Source organism: Romboutsia sp. Marseille-P6047 (genome assembly GCF_900604535.1).
GTDB lineage: Bacteria > Bacillota > Clostridia > Peptostreptococcales > Peptostreptococcaceae > Romboutsia_E.
The window spans coordinates 117,153-137,417 of record NZ_UWOT01000008.1 but is presented as its reverse complement, the minus strand read 5'-3'; the positions used below and the strand labels follow the sequence as shown (position 1 = coordinate 137,417).

The 20,265-nt window shown below is 26.4% G+C and carries 21 protein-coding genes and 1 pseudogene; 18 read left to right on the top strand and 4 right to left on the bottom strand.

The window, feature by feature from the left end; translation table 11 throughout:
* Window positions 1-98: 98 nt before the first annotated feature.
* On the bottom strand, window positions 99-317 hold the full coding sequence (locus EIH23_RS16340; protein ID WP_164489042.1) for a hypothetical protein: 219 nt from the start codon (window positions 315-317) through the stop codon (window positions 99-101).
* A gap of 184 nt (window positions 318-501) precedes the next feature.
* Between EIH23_RS16340 and EIH23_RS10130 the strand changes: the two genes are divergently transcribed.
* Genes EIH23_RS10130 through EIH23_RS10120 form a run of 3 tightly spaced genes read left to right on the top strand, consistent with a single transcriptional unit; the run spans window position 502 to window position 2,910 of the window.
* The gene (locus tag EIH23_RS10130) at window positions 502-672 is read left to right on the top strand and encodes a PAS domain-containing protein (RefSeq protein WP_164489041.1); all 171 of its coding nucleotides are present in this window, start codon (window positions 502-504) and stop codon (window positions 670-672) included.
* Window positions 665-2,101, top strand: coding sequence for a PAS domain S-box protein (locus EIH23_RS10125; RefSeq protein WP_330566219.1), 1,437 nt, complete (start codon window positions 665-667; stop codon window positions 2,099-2,101). The genes EIH23_RS10130 and EIH23_RS10125 overlap by 8 nt, the downstream gene beginning before the upstream one ends.
* Before the next feature lie 20 nt (window positions 2,102-2,121).
* Window positions 2,122-2,910, top strand: a complete 789-nt coding sequence (locus EIH23_RS10120) for a sensor histidine kinase (protein WP_122640168.1) — start codon at window positions 2,122-2,124, stop codon at window positions 2,908-2,910.
* A 47-nt stretch (window positions 2,911-2,957) separates the two neighbouring features.
* Here the strand turns inward: EIH23_RS10120 and EIH23_RS10115 are convergent, their stop codons facing one another.
* The gene (locus tag EIH23_RS10115) at window positions 2,958-3,407 is read right to left on the bottom strand and encodes a staygreen family protein (protein WP_122640167.1); all 450 of its coding nucleotides are present in this window, start codon (window positions 3,405-3,407) and stop codon (window positions 2,958-2,960) included.
* Window positions 3,408-3,639: 232 nt separating this feature from the next.
* Between EIH23_RS10115 and EIH23_RS10110 the strand changes: the two genes are divergently transcribed.
* The 14 genes and pseudogenes from EIH23_RS10110 to EIH23_RS10050 all read left to right on the top strand — a co-directional run bounded on the left by EIH23_RS10110 (window position 3,640) and on the right by EIH23_RS10050 (window position 16,972).
* Entirely contained in the window at window positions 3,640-5,073 is a 1,434-nt protein-coding gene (locus EIH23_RS10110) for a purple acid phosphatase family protein (protein WP_122640166.1), read from the top strand.
* Window positions 5,074-5,279: 206 nt separating this feature from the next.
* Window positions 5,280-5,660 (top strand): hypothetical protein, encoded by a 381-nt coding sequence (locus tag EIH23_RS10105; protein WP_122640165.1) that lies wholly within the window; start codon window positions 5,280-5,282, stop codon window positions 5,658-5,660.
* A 157-nt stretch (window positions 5,661-5,817) separates the two neighbouring features.
* A pseudogene (locus EIH23_RS17210) lies at window positions 5,818-6,344 on the top strand (asparaginase domain-containing protein); the annotation flags it as partial.
* A gap of 132 nt (window positions 6,345-6,476) precedes the next feature.
* A complete protein-coding gene (locus tag EIH23_RS17205; protein ID WP_442970293.1) occupies window positions 6,477-6,803 on the top strand; it encodes a hypothetical protein in 327 nt (108 codons plus the stop codon).
* A gap of 134 nt (window positions 6,804-6,937) precedes the next feature.
* The gene (locus EIH23_RS10095; RefSeq protein ID WP_122640164.1) at window positions 6,938-7,138 is read left to right on the top strand and encodes a cold-shock protein; all 201 of its coding nucleotides are present in this window, start codon (window positions 6,938-6,940) and stop codon (window positions 7,136-7,138) included.
* Between the two features lie 78 nt (window positions 7,139-7,216).
* Window positions 7,217-7,714 carry a CarD family transcriptional regulator gene (locus EIH23_RS10090; protein WP_122640163.1) on the top strand — a complete coding sequence of 166 codons (498 nt, stop codon included), beginning with the start codon at window positions 7,217-7,219 and terminating at the stop codon, window positions 7,712-7,714.
* A gap of 122 nt (window positions 7,715-7,836) precedes the next feature.
* The gene (aroD, locus tag EIH23_RS10085) at window positions 7,837-8,592 is read left to right on the top strand and encodes a type I 3-dehydroquinate dehydratase (RefSeq protein WP_122640162.1); all 756 of its coding nucleotides are present in this window, start codon (window positions 7,837-7,839) and stop codon (window positions 8,590-8,592) included.
* A 117-nt stretch (window positions 8,593-8,709) separates the two neighbouring features.
* Window positions 8,710-10,668, top strand: coding sequence for a sensor histidine kinase (locus tag EIH23_RS10080; protein ID WP_164489040.1), 1,959 nt, complete (start codon window positions 8,710-8,712; stop codon window positions 10,666-10,668).
* A gap of 245 nt (window positions 10,669-10,913) precedes the next feature.
* Window positions 10,914-11,870 (top strand): M14 family metallopeptidase, encoded by a 957-nt coding sequence (locus EIH23_RS10075; RefSeq protein ID WP_122640160.1) that lies wholly within the window; start codon window positions 10,914-10,916, stop codon window positions 11,868-11,870.
* A 17-nt stretch (window positions 11,871-11,887) separates the two neighbouring features.
* A complete protein-coding gene (gene nikB, locus EIH23_RS10070) occupies window positions 11,888-12,826 on the top strand; it encodes a nickel ABC transporter permease (RefSeq protein ID WP_330566217.1) in 939 nt (312 codons plus the stop codon).
* Between the two features lie 6 nt (window positions 12,827-12,832).
* Window positions 12,833-13,690 carry a nickel transporter permease gene (nikC, locus tag EIH23_RS10065; protein ID WP_122640159.1) on the top strand — a complete coding sequence of 286 codons (858 nt, stop codon included), beginning with the start codon at window positions 12,833-12,835 and terminating at the stop codon, window positions 13,688-13,690.
* Window positions 13,691-13,741: 51 nt separating this feature from the next.
* Window positions 13,742-15,241, top strand: a complete 1,500-nt coding sequence (locus EIH23_RS10060) for an ABC transporter substrate-binding protein (RefSeq protein WP_122640158.1) — start codon at window positions 13,742-13,744, stop codon at window positions 15,239-15,241.
* A gap of 8 nt (window positions 15,242-15,249) precedes the next feature.
* Window positions 15,250-16,218 carry an ABC transporter ATP-binding protein gene (locus tag EIH23_RS10055; protein WP_122640157.1) on the top strand — a complete coding sequence of 323 codons (969 nt, stop codon included), beginning with the start codon at window positions 15,250-15,252 and terminating at the stop codon, window positions 16,216-16,218.
* A complete protein-coding gene (locus EIH23_RS10050; protein ID WP_122640156.1) occupies window positions 16,211-16,972 on the top strand; it encodes an ABC transporter ATP-binding protein in 762 nt (253 codons plus the stop codon). Before EIH23_RS10055 ends, EIH23_RS10050 begins: the two co-directional genes overlap by 8 nt.
* 54 nt (window positions 16,973-17,026) lie before the next feature.
* Here the strand turns inward: EIH23_RS10050 and EIH23_RS10045 are convergent, their stop codons facing one another.
* Both EIH23_RS10045 and hdhA read right to left on the bottom strand, forming a co-directional pair.
* Window positions 17,027-17,410, bottom strand: coding sequence for a Fur family transcriptional regulator (locus tag EIH23_RS10045; RefSeq protein WP_122640155.1), 384 nt, complete (start codon window positions 17,408-17,410; stop codon window positions 17,027-17,029).
* A gap of 95 nt (window positions 17,411-17,505) precedes the next feature.
* Window positions 17,506-18,312 carry a 7alpha-hydroxysteroid dehydrogenase gene (gene hdhA / locus EIH23_RS10040; RefSeq protein WP_122640154.1) on the bottom strand — a complete coding sequence of 269 codons (807 nt, stop codon included), beginning with the start codon at window positions 18,310-18,312 and terminating at the stop codon, window positions 17,506-17,508.
* 258 nt (window positions 18,313-18,570) lie between these two features.
* Here hdhA and trxB point away from each other — a divergent pair, with 258 nt between their 5' ends.
* A complete protein-coding gene (trxB, locus tag EIH23_RS10035; protein WP_122640153.1) occupies window positions 18,571-20,250 on the top strand; it encodes a thioredoxin-disulfide reductase in 1,680 nt (559 codons plus the stop codon).
* Window positions 20,251-20,265 lie beyond the last annotated feature (15 nt).

Here is a 20,265-nt window from a genome sequence, read left to right as displayed (position 1 = left end):
GTAATCATTTTGTATTAAAAGTGATAACAAAATCACCTTTTATTTTGTTATCACTTTTTAAATAAGAATTAATTCTTATTAGATTTTTAGGCAATGCACTATCTATTATTGTTATTGCAGTTGTTATTGTTGTTATTACTATTATTTCTAAAGTTGTTGTTATTATTGTTGTTATTGTTATTTCTAAAGTTATTGTTATTGTTGTTATTGTTATTATTGTTATTACAGTTGTTATTATTGTTATTGCTACTATTTCTAAAATTGTTGTTGTTATTATTGTTGTTGTTTCTACAGTTATTATTATTTGAATTTATCATTTTTATCACCTCCAATTCACTTTTATTATAGGTAAAAACTTATAAAAATATACTATATATTAAAAAAGTAATCATATGTGCATTTATGGTAATTTAATAAATACACATATATGATTAGTTTATGGTAAAATATGTAATAAAGTGGGATTGATTTATAGTTATGAAAAAGCAAGAGGGGAATAATATGTTATCTATATACAATAAAATTAGTGATTATATAATAATATTAAAACAGAATGGAGAAATAATTTTTTGTAATGAAAGCTTTTTAAAGAGGTTAAATTATAGTGAGTATGATATATTAAACTTGAATATAAATGAAATATTAATAGAAACAAAACAAAGATATTATTAATATTGTAAAAAAATCTAACCAAAAAGATAAAATCTTAGAATTTTATTCTAAATCAAAAGATACTATCAAAATTAATTCAAAAATAAGTATAGAAAATTTTAATGATGAAAAAAATATTTTTATTATAGGTAAAGAAATAAATTCAAGGCCGTATACAATAGAAATATTAGAAGACCTTTTAGATAATATTAATATAGGAACATTTATTGTAAATCCGAAAGGGAAGTATTTATATGTAAATAAGGCTTTTAGTGATATGCTAAATAAAAAAAAAGATGATATTATAGGATCTTATAGTAATGATTACTGGAAATACAATATATGTAAAGAACTTGATAAAAATAATAAAGAAATATTTAAGAATAAAAGCCCTAAAATACTTAATGAAAAATTAGAGTTTGAGGATACTGAAAACTGGTATGAAAGTTATAAGTGTCCAATATACGATGAAAACGGATTTGAGAAGTATATTATAGCTACAACTCAAAATATTAATTTACCAAAAACTTTGTCAGAAGAGTTGTATAAAAACTATAATTCACTTACAAATAAACATAGTATTGATTATAGCAATGTAGATTATAATAATAATTTAAATAAAATATTAAGTGAAATTGGAGAACATATATTGAACTACACTATAGCGGATGGAATTTCTATATTATTATATAATGAAGAAAGAGAAGGGTTGATACCTATTATAAAGTTAAAAAAATCTAATATATATCTTAAAAATATAGACTTCATACCTTTTAGTAAATCTGAAGTGTATTCAGATAAGTATAGAAGTTATTTTAACAAAATAATTAAAAAAGAAAAAATAAATAATACATCTACTGTTAATTATAATAGATTGGATGATATAGATTATTCTGGAAATTATGCAATAGAATTATATGATGAATTCATAGGGATAATAGGATTAAGTTATAGTAAAGGAAATAAGCCTAAATTTAATAGCGATGAATATATGAAGCATATATGTAATAAAATAGCCATGATAATTCAAAATATTAGACTTTCATATGAAGTATCAATTGAAAATAAAAAGCGAAGATATACAGAAAGAGAGCTAGAAAAATATTTAAATGTATCCGTTGATTTAGTAGCTATAGTAGGAAGAGATGAATATTTGAAAAGAATTAGTCCTAATTGGTGCAATGTTTTAGGATGGACAGAAAAAGAGTTATTATCCATGCCAATTACAAATATTATTCATGAAGAAGAGTTGCAAAAGTTTGCAGGTAAGAATAAATTAGAAAATATCGATAAAGGTATTACGAGAAATATTATAAGATTTAGACATAAAAATGGCAATTATATTTATCTTGAATGGAGTAGTGAGTATATATATGAAGATGATGTATATATAACAACCGCAAGAGATATTACTAAAAAGTTAGAAATAGAAAAAGAAAAAAAGTATTAGAGGAAACTGTTAAGTTAGAAATTATAAAAAATGAATTTTTTTCAAATATATCTCATGAATTTAGAACTCCAATAAATATTATACTAGGTACTATGCAAGTAATTAATAAAAATATAGAAAAAGGTAGTATAAGTATAGATAGCTTAAAAAAACATACAAATTATATAAGGCAAAATTCGTATAGATTATTAAGACTAGTAAACAATTTAATAGACATAAGCAAAATGGATATAGGAATGTATGAACTTAGATGTTGTAATCAAAATATTATAAGTATTATTGAAGATATAACTCTATCTGTAGCTGGATATACGAAAAATAACAAAATAAATCTTGTATTTGATACAGACATTGAAGAAGTAATTACATATTGTGATCCAGATAAAATAGAAAGGATAATGTTAAATATTTTATCTAATGCAATAAAGTATACACCAGAATATGGAGATATAGAAGTTAAAATTAATTATAATGAGGATGAAATATTAGTTTCTATAAAAGACAGTGGAGTGGGTATACCAAAAGATAAATTAGATATTATATTTGATAGATTCGGACAAGTAAATGGATCTTTTAATAGGAAATGTGAAGGTAGTGGTATTGGATTATCACTAGTTAAAAATTTAGTAGAGATGCACGGTGGTAAGGTAAGTGTAAATAGTAAAGTAAATAAAGGATCAGAGTTTACATTTAGCATTCCTATTAGGGTAGAAAAAAGCACATGTAGTGATTATGATGCTGATAGAAAGTATAAACATGTAGAAAGATGTGAGATAGAGTTTTCTGATATATATAGTATGTCAATGTAAGATATATAAGGGAATAAGTGAATTATATTATATGCTGTAGTAAAAAACTACAGCATATAATCATGTATAAAACCATAATATTCATAGTTATTGAACATAGGAAAAGTGGAATCAAATTTTATATAGATAGGAGTATTTTTAAGCTCTTTATATTGATTTAATAAATATCTATCACCATAAAAAATATACTCAAGAGCTGAAGGAATATGATATTTAAAAATATCATATTTTTTTGAAGCGGATTGAAAATCTAAATTTCCAATAAAAGCATAAAAAAATAACATATAAGAATTATTGTTTAATAAGCACCATTTACCTAATAATTCATCTCGAAGTTCTTGACTTATAGCTGAATAATTATAATCAATTCCAACATCTAAAAACCTCATTGCTGTAGTATCAGAATGTGTAAGCGTATACATTCTACCATTTATTGGAGTATATAGTGTGGCAGGAGGCATAAAATTAACTTCAAGTTTACTAGTATCAAGATCCATATCATCACCAACCTTGGTTATTATATCTCACTAATTAAAATATAACTTTTAAGTATAAATGTTACTAATAATTTTGAAATTCATTGAATTAGATAGTATAAAATATAATTTTTAATAATGAATAAATAATGAATAGGCTTATATAAAGTTTGTTAAAAATAAGCTTAAATAAACAAATGCTAATATATCTATGAAGATTCATGCATAGCAGTGGAAAATGGAGGTTTTTAGCATGTTTTTAAGAAAAAAGAACTTTATAACTATATTTATGATAGCCTTAGCTGTAGTATTAACAAATTTATATGTATTCGCATCAGATGATGTTAACTGGACTGAAGCTGATAAGACAAATGATAGATGGCAACAATGGTGTGAACAATGGGAAACAATAAAATATGATTGGACTCAATTATCACTTACACCAGGTAAGAATGAATCAGAATTAAACTTTGCATGGTATTCATTAGAAAAAGAATCATCACCTAAAGTAAGAATAAGTAAGAGTTCTGATATGAGTAATGCAAAAGAGTTTAGAGGAAGTCAATCAAGAGCAGTCACAGGATATAAATCTAATAAAGTAACAATTACTAATTTAGAGAAGAATTCTACATACTATTATAGTTATGGTACAGATGGGAAATGGAGTGATCCTATAATTTATAAAACACAATCAGTAGATAAGTTTAGATTTATATTGGTAGGAGATCCACAAATTGGGGCTTCATTAAGAAATATTTCTTCAGGTGAATTTGAAGAACAGGGTCAAGATAAAGCAACTAGAAATGATACATTTAACTGGAATAATACTTTAAATAAAGCTTTACAAAAATCACCAAATGCTAGTTTTATACTTTCAGTTGGTGATCAAATACAAAGTAGGAATAAAAAGGTTGATAGAGAAGCATCTTTAAATTATACAGGAAATGAAATAGAATATTCAGGGTTTTTAAGTCCCACTATATTAAAGTCATTACCGATTGCTACATCTTTAGGAAATCATGATGCAATAAGTGGCAATTATTCTTATCATTTTAATAATCCAAACACAAGTAGTTTAGGTTCAACAGCTGGTGGAGGAGACTATTATTTTAGATATGGTAATTCTATATTTTTAATGTTAAATACTAATAATACAAATGTAGAAGAGCATGAACAATTTTTAGAAGAAGTATTAAATGATAATAAAGATGCAAAGTGGAGAATAGTAGTTGTACATCAAGATATATATGGTTCGGGAATACATTCTAATGAGCCGAGTATAGTAAATTTAAGAGACGAATTAGTGCCTATACTTGAATGTCATAAGATAGATGTTGTATTTACAGGGCATGATCATGCTTACTCAAGATCTAAAATATTAAAAGATGGAGAATTGAAAAGTAATACATATATAAGTGATGATAAGTTTAAGTACTATTCAGAGCAAGAAGTAAATCCAAATGGAATATTATATATGACTTCTAATTCAGCATCAGGTAGTAAGTATTATCCAAATGTATCGAGAAAACAATCATATATAGCATATAGATGGCAAGAAAATGTTCCAACATTTTCTACTGTGAGTATAGATGATGAAAGCTTATCTATAAGCACATATAGAACTGATACTATGGAAAAAATAGACCAGACGTATACTATAATAAAATCAAGTGATAAATCTAATTAAGTAAGATGAATAATAAAATCAAGTAATAATGATTATATTAAGAAATTTATTTTAGAAAATTAATTCTATTAGTATAATATTTTAAAAATAATATATAACTTAAGGTTAAATTAAGGATAATGAATTATAATAGTATTTGTGAAATAATGAAAGAAGTCTTACAGATTTCGTTAGTAAAAATTAATTAAGAGGGAGTAATATTAATTATGAAAAAAAGTAACAAAAAAGGTAATAGTTCAGTAGTTTTAATTTTATATGTAATATCTGTTCTTTTAGGTATTTACACAATATTTACACTTTATAACTCATACACATACATATCAAGTCTTGTATCTCAAGGACTTGTAATAAGTGATGAATTAGCAAGTGTAATAAGTTATGTAGTAGGTGGTTCTGTACCGTATATGTTCTATTCAATAGCTATATGGGCGATAGGATATACTATAAAAAAATTAAACTATATAGCAAGTGAAGTAAAAATAAGTAATAAAGAAATACAAGAAGAAATAATATCTGTAGACAATAATAATATAACAGAAGAAATCGTATTTACAGATTCTGACGATGATACACAATCAGAATTATAATAAAAGGTACTATTAATAAGTATAATATTTACATAAAATAGGGCTTAATCTATTTAACTTTTTAGATTAAGCTCTATTTTTGTAAATAAAATATGTTTAATAATAAATTAATGCCACAAAATAATATAAAACAAATTAATATGTTGTGGAGGCAGATATGAATAAAAAACAGATTTATATTTTAGCTACAGGAGGAACTATATCAGCACAAGGTGATGAAGGAAAAACTTTAGGATATACAAATGGGGTATTTAAGGTAAAGAGTCTTATTAAAAGTATAAAAGGAATAGATGATATTACTAAAGTTAATGGAGAGCAGATATTTAATATAGCAAGTGAGGATATGTCTATAGATAAATTATTAATTTTAGCAAAGCGAATAAATGAGTTATCTAAATTAGATAATATAGATGGATTTGTTATAACACAAGGTACGGACATATTAGAAGAAAGTGCATTTTTTTAAATTTAGTAGTAAAAACAAGTAAACCTGTAGTTATTACGGGAGCAATGAGACCTGCAACATCAAATAGTGCAGATGGCCCTAACAATTTATATGATGCAATATTAGTAGCATCTGATGAGGCTTCAATAGGAAAAGGTGTTTTAGTAGTTTTTGCAGATTATATTATAAGCGCTAGAGATGTACAAAAGATTGATACATTTAGGCCACAAGCATTTGCTGGAAAAGAATTTGGATGCTGTGGATATATACATGATAACATTATAAACTTTATAAATAAATCATTAAAACCTCATACGATAAATAGTGAATTTAATATTGCTAATATTAATTCATTACCTAAAGTAGGTATAGTGTATTTTGATGTTAATTTAGATTCTGATATTTTTGATTATTATATAAATCACGATTATAAAGGAATTGTTATAGCTGGATCAGGTAGTGGTATGATAAGCAAAAGGTGGAAAAGTAAGATCAAAGAAATGACTAAAAACTCTATAGCAGTTGTAAGGTCATCTATTGCTACAAGTGGTAGTGTAGATAGGGATAGCATAGATAGAGAATATAGAACTATACCATCTTATACACTGACACCATTAAAAGCTCGAATATTACTTTCATTAGCATTAGAAAAAAGTAATTCATATGAATATTTAAAAGGTGTTTTTGAGAAGTATTAAAATTTTGCTATAACAAGCAAATAAAGTATATAAATTAATAAATGTATCTATTTATATTAATGTGTGTTACAATATATATTGTAGTACCATAAAAAAAGAAAAACCTTAAGATAGGTTTTGATAGGAGAAGTTATATGAATAACGGTGTAGTAAAATGGTTTAATAGTGAAAAAGGTTTTGGATTTATATCAGTAGATGGTGGAGAAGATGTTTTTGCACATTTCTCAGCTATACAATGTGATGGATACAAAACATTAGAAGAAGGTCAAAAAGTAAGCTTTAATATAGTTAAAGGTGCTAGAGGTCCTCAAGCAGAAAACATAACTATATTATAATGATATATATTGTTTCGGAAAGATCCTTAATTGGATCTTTTTTTATATTTATAATAAAATTAAAAGGAGATATTAAGTATGTATAAAATTGGAGAACTTGTTGTTTATAGCAATGAAGGAGTATGTAAAATAGAAGAAATAAGCGAACTTAATATTCCGGGGGTTAATAAAAGTAAAAAATACTATATATTAGCTCCGATGCATGGAAATGGAAAGGTATTTGTACCTATTGATACAAAAGCATTTATGAGGGCTATCATAACATACGAAGAAATTCAAAATTCGATTAGTAAAGTATCTTTAATAGATAACTTTGAACATGATATGAAAAATGCTAGAGCATTAGAAGATCATTACAAAAAATTATTAAAATCTTATGAATGTATAGATCTATTAAATATAATGGCAAGTATTGATAATAAAAAGAATAACTTAATGAAAAATGGAAAAAAACTTAATCAAATAGATGAAAAGTTTATGAAAATAGCTAAGAATTTACTTGATGAAGAGTTCTCTATGGTGTTAGGAATACCAAAAGAAGAAGTGGAGAGATATATTCAAAATAAAATAAACTAGCAAGAAAGTACTATCAATTAAGTTTGATAGTGCTTTTTTATTTAAAATTATTATAATTTAAAATTATAAATAGAATAAACTACTATATAATATAAATTATAAAATTATTAGGAGTAAGATATATGAGAAAAATAGTAAAAGTAAGAAATTTGGAAATAGGACAAGGAATACCTAAAATATGTGTACCTTTAGTTAGTAAAACTGATGAAGAAATAATACAAGATGCAAATAATTTAAAAAACTTTAAATTAGATTTAGTAGAGTGGCGAGTTGACTATTATGAAAATGTAGAAAATTTAAATAAGGTTAAAAATATATTAAAAGTACTTAGAAGTATATTAGATGATCTGCCAATATTATTTACATTTAGAAGTAAAAGAGAAGGTGGGGAAAAAGAAATATTTTTAGAATATTATAAAAAACTTAATAAAGAAATAATTGAAACAAAAATGGTAGATTTAATAGATGTAGAATTATTAGTAGGGGATGAAGTTGTAAAAGATATATCTAAGTTTGCACATATCAATAACGTAAAAACAGTAATATCAAATCATGAATTTTATAATACACCAGAAAAAAATGAAATAATTAGTAGACTTTGCAAAATGCAAGATTTAGGTGCTGATTTACCAAAGATAGCAGTTATGCCACAAAATTCAAAAGATGTAATAACTTTATTAACAGCAACAGAAGAGATGGTAAGAGAATATTCAAAAACACCTATTATAACAATGGCCATGGGGAAATTAGGTCTAGTAAGTCGCTTAACAGGAGAAATATTTGGATCTTCACTTACATTTGGATCTATAAAAGTAGCATCAGCTCCTGGTCAAATAAGAGTAGAAGAATTACAAAAAATACTTAACATAATACATTAAAGTAAATAAAATAAATTTTAAGCGCAAAAATTAAGAAATTAATTTTACGTAGTAACAAATTTTGACAAAAAAGTAATATTCATATATGGTAAAATGGCTAAAATAGGGGGAATTACTATGAATATAATAGAAAAAGACTACTCGGATAAAAGACAAAATAAAAAAAATATATATATAGCACTTACCCTAATTATTTTGTCTATAGTTGTTGCTATAAATACATTTCTTAGTTTTAAAATAGATGTGGGATATTTAGAGGCGACATTAGGATTTATAAAGTTATTTAGTTTTATAATTTCTATATTAGGCTTCATAAGTTGCTTAATTAGTTACAATAGAGTTAAAAAAGATAGCATATTTATTATTTCATTAATGTATTTAGGATTATCAATAGATATATTATTAGAACAAATTGATTATCTTACTTTTTATAATAATGAATTGACTATCCCTATATACATAACTGTATCTACATCTATACTTAGAGTTTTAATTCTTTGTATAGCTTTATCTAAAAATAATAAATTAAAAAGTATGATTGTTGGAAATAAAATAAAGTCTATAGTATTTGTTATGGCATATACTTATGTACTTGGTATTATTGAAATGAAATCGAATATATTCAATTTTAATAAGAATGCTTCACTTTATTTTATATTATATAACACATTTTTAGCTACTGTTTATGTTATGTCTTCTCTTAGATTATTTATTAGAGGTATGAAAGAAAAAGAGTATATATATTCAGTTTTAAGTTCAAGCATATTTATATTATCTATAAAAGCAATATTTGCAATATTTGCATTAAATAGAGTAACGTTTATTTATAAGTTGGTTTCAGTAATGTTAATATATATTACATATTTAATAGTTATTATGGGAGCGTTAATTGAGTTATATATTCGTATAAATAAAACTAACATATTAAATGAAAAGCTAAGTGCTTTTTACAATTTAGTTAATAATAATAAATATAGTGGCATGTTAATATATAGTGAAGAATTTGATTTATTATATGCGAATAAAAGAGTAATGGACTACTACTTAATGAAGCACAATACTTCAGATTTAAATAAAATTGAGGAGATTTCAAAAAATGAGTTTAACTTAGGTAATAAATCAGAAGAAATAATTAATAAGTTATATGAAAATGGTGTATGGAGAGGAATTATAAATAGTTCATCAACTAATAAAGTTGTTGATTGCTGGATTCAATTAATGCATCCAAGTGAAGATAAAACTGAAATTTCAGTGACATATATTGATATATCTGAAGAAATTAAGATGGAGATAGAGGTAGAAAAACGGAGAGTTTATGACAAAGAAAGAAGTAATTTTATTGCTAACATATCTCATGAATTAAAAACTCCATTAAACTTATTTTATTCTACAACTCAATTATTAGATAGATTTGTAGATAAAAAAGAAGAAGACTTTAGAAGAATTTACAATAAATATAATAAGACATTAAGTACAAATTGTAATAGGATGATGAGACTAATAGATAATATTATGGATTTATCAAGTGGTGATGTAGGAATTCTGAATTATAAATTTAAAAACTATAATATAGTATCTATTATAGATTATGCTTTATTAAAATATATAAATATAGAATTTGATACAAATGAAGAAGATGTTATTGTAAAATGTGATGCTTCAATGATTGAAAGAATGATACTTAACTTATTATCAAATGCAATAAAATTTTCTAGTGAAAATACAAGAATATTTGTTAATGTATTTGTAAATGATGACTGGGTTGAAATTTATATTAAAGATGAGGGGATAGGAATTTCTAAGAAAGACCAAGAAATTATATTTAATAGATTTGTTCAAATTGATAAATCATTTACTAGAATTAATGAAGGAATTGGAGTTGGTCTAAGCGTTGTAAGATCTATCGTTGATACTCACAATGGGAATCTATATATAGATAGTGATATTAATAAGGGAAGCGAGTTTAAGATAGTATTACCTAATCAAAGATTAGAGGATTTAGGATTAGAAAATTATGATGTAAATACAAATAAAGTAGAACAAGAATTATCTGATATATATGAATTGTTAGGATAAATTTAAATAAAGTAAAAGGACTCTAATTTATAATAGAGTTCTTTTTTATTACTTTTTATCATTAATATGAATATATATATTGTTTAAAAGTTTATAAATTAGATATATAACATAAAGAAGAAATAAGGTAAAAAGAGTAATAAACCTATAATTTATTGACAAGATATGATAAATGAAATAAAATGATAATGATTATCAATAAAAATAAATTATAAATAAAATATTTTAGAAAAGAAGGTAAAACAATGAATCAAGAATTAGTAATAAGTGAATTAAGAGCAAAAGCAGGGGAAAAAAAGCAAGGGCTTATAAATATACTAGATACAAAAACACAAATGCCAATAACAATAATAAATGGTAAAAATGATGGAAATACAGTACTTATAACAGCTGGAGTACATGGATGTGAATATCCATGTATAAAAACTGCAATAGAGCTAGCAAAAGAAATTGATCCACAAAAAGTAAGTGGTAGCATAATAATAGTACATCCTGTAAATACTCAAGGATTTATAGGTAGAAATGCAGCAATTGTTCCAGAAGATAATAAAAATATACTTAGAGTATTTCCTGGAGATAAAAATGGAACTATATCAGAGAAAATAGCTTACTTCATAACTAATGAGTTAATATCAAAAGCAGATTTTTACTTTGATATACATGGAGGAGATCTGCATGAAGATTTAGTACCACACATATATTATCCAGGAATGGCAGATTCAAAAGTAATGGAAAAATCAATAAAGTTAGCAAAGCACTTCAATGTTGAATATTTTGTAAAATCAAACACTACAAATGGATCATACACTAGTGCGGCTATAAATAAAAATATACCGAGTTTATTAATTGAGCGCGGTTCATGTGGACTATGTAAAGATGACGATGTAAAAGCATATAAAAAAGATATGTTAAATATATTATCAGTACTAGATATTTTAAATTATAACAAAACTGACAATGATTGTACTCCTAAAGAAATAAAAGAAGCTAAATATTTGGATTCTCTAAGTGAAGGATGTTGGACATGTTTTGTAAAAGCTGGAGAAAGTGTTAAAAAAGGTGAAAAGTTAGGAGAGATAACAGATTATTTTGGAAATGTAGTAGATACTTATTATGCAGATTTTGATGGAGTTGTTTTATACAATACAGTTGCATTTTCGGTTACAAAAGGAAGCTCTTTAGTAGCATATGGGAGAATTTAAATTAGACAAAGAAACAGGTGAGAAACATAGCTAAATATATATTAAAAAGAATTTTAGGAACGATACCCCTTTTAATAATTGTATCATTTATATCATTTTCTCTAATGAATTTATCATCCTCAGATCCAGCTGAAATTATGCTATCTTCACAAGGCACAGTGGTAACTCCAGAGCTTTTAGAAAGTGTAAGAAGTGATATGGGACTTGATAAACCATTTTTAACTCAATATATAAATTGGCTTAAAAGTGTATCTCATGGTGACTTAGGAACATCATATTCATCTGGAAGAAGTGTTATAACAGAACTTAGAGAATATCTGCCTTACACTATAGTATTGGCAGCTAGTTCGATGATACTAACTTTAATAGTATCTATACCTTTAGGTATAATATCAGCAGTAAAAAAGGATAAATTTATAGACCATCTTATAAGAGGACTTACTTTCATAGGAAACTCCATCCCAGGTTTTTTATTAGCCCTTATATTGTTACTTATATTTTCACTTAAGTTTAAACTATTACCAATATTAAGTGAAAGTGGGTTTAAAAGTATAATTTTACCTACAATAACTTTATCAGTGGCAATGACAAGTAAGTATATACGTCAAATAAGGGCAGTAGTTATAGAAGAATTAGAAAAAGGATATGTAAAAGGTTCAAGGTCAAGAGGTATAAAAGAAGGTGTTATACTTTATAAGAATGTATTAAAAAATATAATGATAACAGTTATAACTCTAACGGGTTTATCAATGGGGTCTCTAATGGGAGGAACAGCTATAGTAGAGTCTATATTTGTTTGGCCAGGTATTGGAAATTTAGCTTTAAGCGCAATAGCGAATCGTGACTATCCTATTATTCAAGGATATGTTCTTTGGATGGCTGTAATATTTATTGTTATAAACTTAATAACAGACTTGCTATATAAAATAGTTGACCCTAGAGTTAGAGAGGTGTAAACATAGATGTTATTAGAAAAAACAATAATTAATAAAAAAACAAGTTTTAAAAGACTAAATAAAAGTAAAGTAAAGTTTTATACGATAATAATGATTTTATTAAGTATATGTATAATAAGTTTACTGGCACCATATATAGCACCAAATGATCCATATTTTATAGACTTAAGTAATACATTAAAAAGTCCGTGTAAAGAATACTTACTAGGAACAGATTCACTAGGAAGATGTGTATTTTCAAGGGTATTATATGGAGCAAATAGAACAATATTATCTGCTTTAATAGTAGTTGTAATAACATTTTTATTTGGAACAATGATTGGTTTATTTAGTGGATATATTGGTGGGAGATTAGATAGTATTATAATGAGAATAGTAGATGTTTTTTTAGCATTTCCAGGATTAGTGTTAGCTATAGCAGTAGCTGGATTACTTGGAGGAGGTATGCTAAATGCAATGATAGCAATTGGAGCTATAGGATGGACGAAGTATGCAAGAATTGCTAGAAGTAAGGTTTTAGAAATAAAGGAAGAGACTTTTATACAAGCAAGTAGAATAAGTGGACATAACTCTTACTATATTATGTTTAAACATATTCTTCCTAATATATTAGGATACCTTATAGTAACAGCATCACTAGATATAGGTACTGTTATAATGGAAATGTCATCGCTTTCATTTTTAGGATTAAGTTCACCACTACCAATACCAGAGTGGGGGGCTATGATAAGTGAAGGCAAAAGTGTAATTCAGTTTGCACCATGGACTATGTTAGCCCCAGGAGCAGCAATATTAATTGCAGTTATTTTATTTAACTTGCTGGGAGATATAGTTAGAGATTTGCTAGATTTAAATGAAAAATAAGCTTACAAGTAGGTGAAAGTCATAAAAAGTAAAAAAATAAGTTTAATATTCATGTTTTTATTAATCCTACAGTTAACAGGATGTAGTGTAATAGATAGTAGTATTGAGTGGGAAGAGAAAGATCAATTGGTATTTGGAACTACTTTAAGTACAAAAAGCTTAGACCCTGCTAATGGTTATTGTGGTTGGTTTACGGTTAGATATGGTGTAGGTGAGACTTTATTTAAACTTGATGATAATATGCAAGTAGAACCTTGGATAGCTGAAAACTATGAGATGATTGATGGTAAAACATGGAAAATAGAATTAAAGAATAATATAAGTTTCCAAAATGGAAAGAACCTAACACCACTATCAGTTAAGAATTCAATAGATAGAACTCTTAAGTTAAATGCTAGAGCAGAGGAAACTTTAAAAATAGATAATATAAAAGTAGAAGATAATAGCATAATAATAACTACTACTGAAGAAAACCCAACATTAATAAATGATTTATGTGATCCTTTTGTAGCTATTATTGATGTAGAAGAAGAAAATATAGATACTAATCCTATTGGAACAGGACCGTTTAAAGTTAGCAACTTTAATCCTACTGGTTCAAGTTATTTTGAAAAAAATGAATCTTACTGGGATGAAGAAGTTAAACTTTCAAGTATAAAAGTTATACCAATAGCTGATGCAGATACACTAGCAATGGCACTTCAATCTGGAGAAATAGATGTAGCTCAAGGTCTATCATATTCAATGATAAGTTTATTTGAAAAGGATAGTAACTATAAGATAAGTAGTACTGATACATCAAGAGCTATTGTTATGTACTTTAATGGAAAAAATGAAGATTTAAAAAATTCAAATGTAAGAAAAGCTATTAATATGCTTATAAATAAAGATGATTATTGTAATTCTATTTTAAAATCACAAGCAACTCCAAGTGTAGGAGCATTTCCAAGTAATACTAGTTATAGCTTAGATAAATTAGATATAGAATACGATAAAGATAAGTCTATAGAATTATTGAATAGAGAAGGATACACAGATTCAAATAATGATGGAATTTTAGACAAAGATGGAAAAACATTAAGTTTTAAGTTAGTAACATATTCAGCAAGAGCAGAACTTCCAAGCATAGCTCAAGCTATTCAAAATGATTTAAAAAATGTGGGCATAGATGTAAACATAGAGATAACTGATAATATTAATGATATATTATCATCTGGAAACTTTGAATTAGCTATATATTCAAATATAACATCAGCAACCGGGGATACATTAGCCTATTTAAATAATGCAATGAAAACTAATGGAGCATCTAATTATGGAGGTTATAGCAATAGGGAAGTTGATGAATTAATAGATAAACTAAAAATTGAGTTTAATAAAGAAGAACGTGATAAACTTGCTACAGAAATTCAAAAATTAGCTTTAGATGAAAATGCATATAATTTTATAGCAAATATGAAGATGAGTTTTGTAATGAAAAATAATGTTACAGGAATAGATCCACATCCTACAGATTACTATCAATTTAATGCAAATACGGATATAGAGTAGGTGGAAAAATGAATACTATATTAAAAGTTGAAAATCTATATGTAAACAACGCTGAAGTAGAAATATTAAGGGATATTTCATTAAGCATAAAAAAAGGTGAGATATTAGGTATAGTAGGAGAAAGTGGAAGTGGGAAAAGTACGTTAATTAGAGCTCTAATTCAAATGATGGAAAACAGTGAATATATAACAAATGGAGATATTTATTTTAAAGATAAAAGCCTTTTAAATATGTCTTCAAGAGAACTTAGAAACTTAAAAGGAAATGAAATAGGAGTAATTTTTCAAAATCCAGGCTCAACTTTAAATCCTATAAGAAAAATTGGCAATCAGTTTGTAGAAGTACTTAAAAGTCATAGTAAGATAAGCAAAAAAGAAGCGCTAAATAAAGCTAAAATAATGCTAGAAAAAGTTAATTTAAAGGATGCAGAGTGTATATTACATAGTTATCCTTTTGAGTTAAGTGGTGGTATGAAACAAAGAGTAGCTATGGCACTTGCTATGATAATGGAACCAGAGCTTTTAGTAGCAGATGAACCTACTAGTGCTCTAGATGTTACAGTTCAAGCTCAAGTAGTAAAAGAGATGATGAAGTTAAGAGATGGTTTTAATACAAGTATAATAATTGTAACCCATAGTATGGGGGTAGTATCTCATATGGTTGATAAGGTTGCAGTTATGTATGCTGGTAGTATTATAGAATATGGAGATAAAGAATATATATTAAAAAATCCAAAGCATCCTTATACTAAGGCCTTAATAAACGCAATTCCTAAATTAGATGGACGTGTTCCTGTTGGTATAGAGGGAAATCCTCCATCATTTAAGGAAAGTTTAGATGGATGTAGATTTGCACCTCGTTGTAAAAAAGCTAGTATAGGATGCAGATTTAAAGAACAAAAGTTAAAACATATTGGTAGTGAAAGATTTATAGCATGTACTTATGTAGAAGAAATGGAGCATAAACAAAATGAGTAAAGTCATATTGGAATGTAAAAATATAAATAAAAAATACAAGAAAAAGGACCATGATCATATTGCAGCAGATAATATAAGCTTTCAACTTAAAGAAGGGGAATGTTTAGGTGTTGTTGGAGAAAGTGGATGTGGAAAAAGTACATTAGCTAAGATTATTATGAACTTAGAAAAATCAGATTCTGGAGAAGTTATTTTAAATGACAAGTGTATTTCTAATATAAAAGGAAAACAGTTAAGATATATATATAAAGATATACAAATGGTGTTTCAAGATGCAATAGGATCCTTCAATCCAAAGATAACTATTGGTAAATCTATTGAAGAATATGTTTGTAGCCTTTGCTCTTTAACTAAAGAAGATAAGGAAGCCACAGTTGATAATTTGTTGAGAATGGTAGGATTGCCTATTGAAATGAAAAATAGATATCCTCATGAGTTAAGTGGAGGCCAGTGCCAAAGAGCAGCTATAGCTAGAGCTTTATCATCTCACCCTAAGGTACTAATATGTGATGAGGTAACAAGTGCTCTAGATGTATCGGTTCAAGCTCAAGTTATAGAACTTTTAATACATATGAAAAATGAATTTAACATTTCATATGTATTTATAACTCATGACTTAGCACTTGTAAGCAGTTTTTGTGATAGAGTAATTGTTATGAAGGATGGAAAAATAGTTGAAGAGGGAAGCTCAACTAAAATTATTAATAGGCCTAAGCATGAGTATACAAAACTTCTTCTAAATTCCATATTTTAATAATTTATAATAAAAGTGATGTAGTAAATAATAAACTACATCACTTTTATTATATTAACTATCTTTTTCTTTGCAATGACTGCAGACACCATTTAAAACTAAATTATAGTTTGAAATAGTTATGTCTTTTTCATAAGACAAATCATTAATGAATTTGTATATATTATCTGACTCAACATCAAAAATATTATTGCACTTTTCACAAATTAAATGTGCATGAGGTTTTATATTTTTATCAAATCTATCAGATTGACCAGTAATACTCAACTTAGAGATAATTCCCTTTTTTGTTAACTGAGATAAATTTCTATACACTGTGCCTAAACTTAATTCAGGGTTATCTTTTTTTAAACTAGTATAAATATTATCAGCAGTAGGATGAAGATGACTATTCATTACTTCGTTAAGTATAATTTCTCTTTGTTTTGAAAATTTCATTTTATACCTCCGCTTATACAATATTATTATATAATAATAATTAGTATTATTACCCTAAAATATTAATAGATAACCCATGATACTATAAATAGTTCCTATTTGTCTTCTACAACATTACGACCAACGAAGTCTGCATATTGAGGAGTTCCCAAGTGATATCCACCAGAAACTTCAAGAATAGAACCAGTTATGTAAGAAGATTCATCAGAAGCAAAGAAAGCAACTGCGTTAGCTATATCTTCAGGTGTACCCATCCTATTTAAAGGAACATGAGATAAGAATGATTTTTGGAATTCTTTGCTCATAGCATTTTTTACTGCATCAGTTTCCGTCATTCCAGGAAGTACTGCATTACATCTAATGTTATTTTTAGCATATTGCATAGCTATTTGTTGAGTTATATTATTAACTCCAGACTTAGCAACACCATAACCGATTCTTGATATATCAGGAACAGTCCCTCCGATAGAAGATATATTTACTATACTTCCACCCTTATTATCTAACATATGTGGTATTACTAACTTTGAAATTCTAAAGACACTACCAATATTTAATTCTAATAATCTAAAGAAAGATTTTTCATCAGTATTTAATAAATCAAAATCTTCATTAGGGCTTCCAGTACCATAATTATTTACAAGTATATCTATTTTACCTGCATCATTTATAACTTCATCTACCATAGTTTTATAGCTATCTACTTCAAATGCATTAAAATATACTGGCTTCATAACTAAACCTTCTTTTGCATATTTATCACATATTTCTTGTGTAACTTCTAATCTTCTAACCCCCATATAAACTGTAGCTCCATTTTTAGCTAGTTTTAAAGCTGTAGCAAGTCCGATACCTCTAGTAGCAGAAGTTACTAGAGCAACTTTATTATCTAAATTCTTCATGTCAATTCTCCTATTAGTTTATATTTAGTAATGATTACTATTATCGAATACTTTATATTTTTTAATTTAGTTTGTCAATCAAATTTTATTTTCATTGATAAAAATATATAGATATATTTATAATACCCTATAATAAAAATTTTAAATTAAAAATGTTTAAGTGAGATTATATAGGGCATATAAATATTAAGAATGAAAGTAGTAATCATTACTACTTTATAAAATTTAAATTAAAATTTTATAATAGGAGAAGAGTTAATGATATATGATTTAATAATAGTTGGTGGAGGACCAGCGGGAGTATCTGCTGGAATCTATGCAGGAAGAGCAAAGCTTAAGACATTAATTATAGAAAAAGAAAATGTAGGTGGACAGATAAAAACTACACATGAAATGGTAAACTACCCAGGAATTTTACAAACTACAGGGTCAAGTTATATGGAAACTTTAAGAAAACAAGCTTTAGATTTTAATGTTAAGTTTAAAGAAGATGAAGTTATAGACTTATATTTAGATGAAGAAGTAAAAATAATTAAAACTAAAAATGAAGAAATACAAGCAAGAGCAGTGATATTTGCAACAGGTGCATCTCCAAAGAAATTAGGATTTAAAGGAGAAGAAGCATTTACAGGAAGAGGAGTCGCATATTGTGCAACTTGTGATGGTGAATTCTTCAAAGACTTAGATGTCTTTGTAATAGGTGGAGGATATGCTGCAGCGGAAGAAGCAATATTTTTAACTAAGTTTGCTAAAAAAGTAAGAGTAGTAGTAAGAAAAAGTGAATTTAGTTGTGCAAAAACTATAGCAGATAAAGTTAAATCTCATCCAAAGATAGAAGTATTATTCAATACTGAAGTAGAAGAGGTCGGAGGAGAGGGAGTCCTACAATTTGCTAAGTTTAAAAATAATCAAACGGGTGAAAGGCTTGATTATAAAGTAAGTGAAGAAGATGGAACTTTTGGTGTATTTGTGTTTATTGGATATAAACCACAAACAGAGCTTATCAAAGGGAAAGTTAAATTAGATGAACAAGGATATGTAATAACTAACGAAAATATGGAAACTAATATATCTGGTGTATATGCAGCAGGAGATTTACGCCCAAAGTTACTAAGACAGGTAGTAACAGCAGTAGCTGACGGGGCAATAGCAGCAACTAATGCTGAAAAGTATGTAGATAATCAAAAATATAAATTAGGAATAGAAGATGAAGAAGAGATAATTCAACAACAACATACTAATGAGGAAATTATTAAAAAAGAAGTAAAAACTGATTTTATAGACATAAATGATAAAAATAGAAAAAGTAATCTTTTAAATGACGGTCTTAGAAATCAAATTAAATCAATACTATCAATGATGGAAAAAGAGGTTACCTTAGTATCAATAGTAGATGAAAGTATTGATAAATCAATTGAATTTATGGATTTGATTTTAGATATGGCATCTTTAGGAGAAAAATTAAATATAGAAATTTATAAAAAGAATGAAAATCTAAAAATGGAAGAAATGATAAATGCAGATAAGCTACCAGTTGTAGCTTTATTAGATAAAGATAAAAAATATAGTGGAGTTAAGTTCCATGGTGTTCCTGGAGGACATGAATTAAATTCATTTATATTAGCTATATATAATTTAGCAGGTCCAGGTCAAGCAATAGATGACAACTTATTAAAAGAGATAAGGTCATTTGATAAAAAGACTAATATAAAAGTAGTAGTTTCTCTGTCTTGTACATTATGTCCGGATGTAGTTGTAGCATCACAAAGACTTGCTATGGAAAATAAAAATATAGAAGCTGAAATGATAGAGTTATCATTATTTGAAGATATTAAGAAGAAATATAGAATAATGAGTGTGCCAGCAATAATTGTAAATGACGATAAAGTTCATTTTGGTGTTAAAAAAGCAAAGGAAATATTAGATTTAATAAATTAATAAAAAATTTTAAAA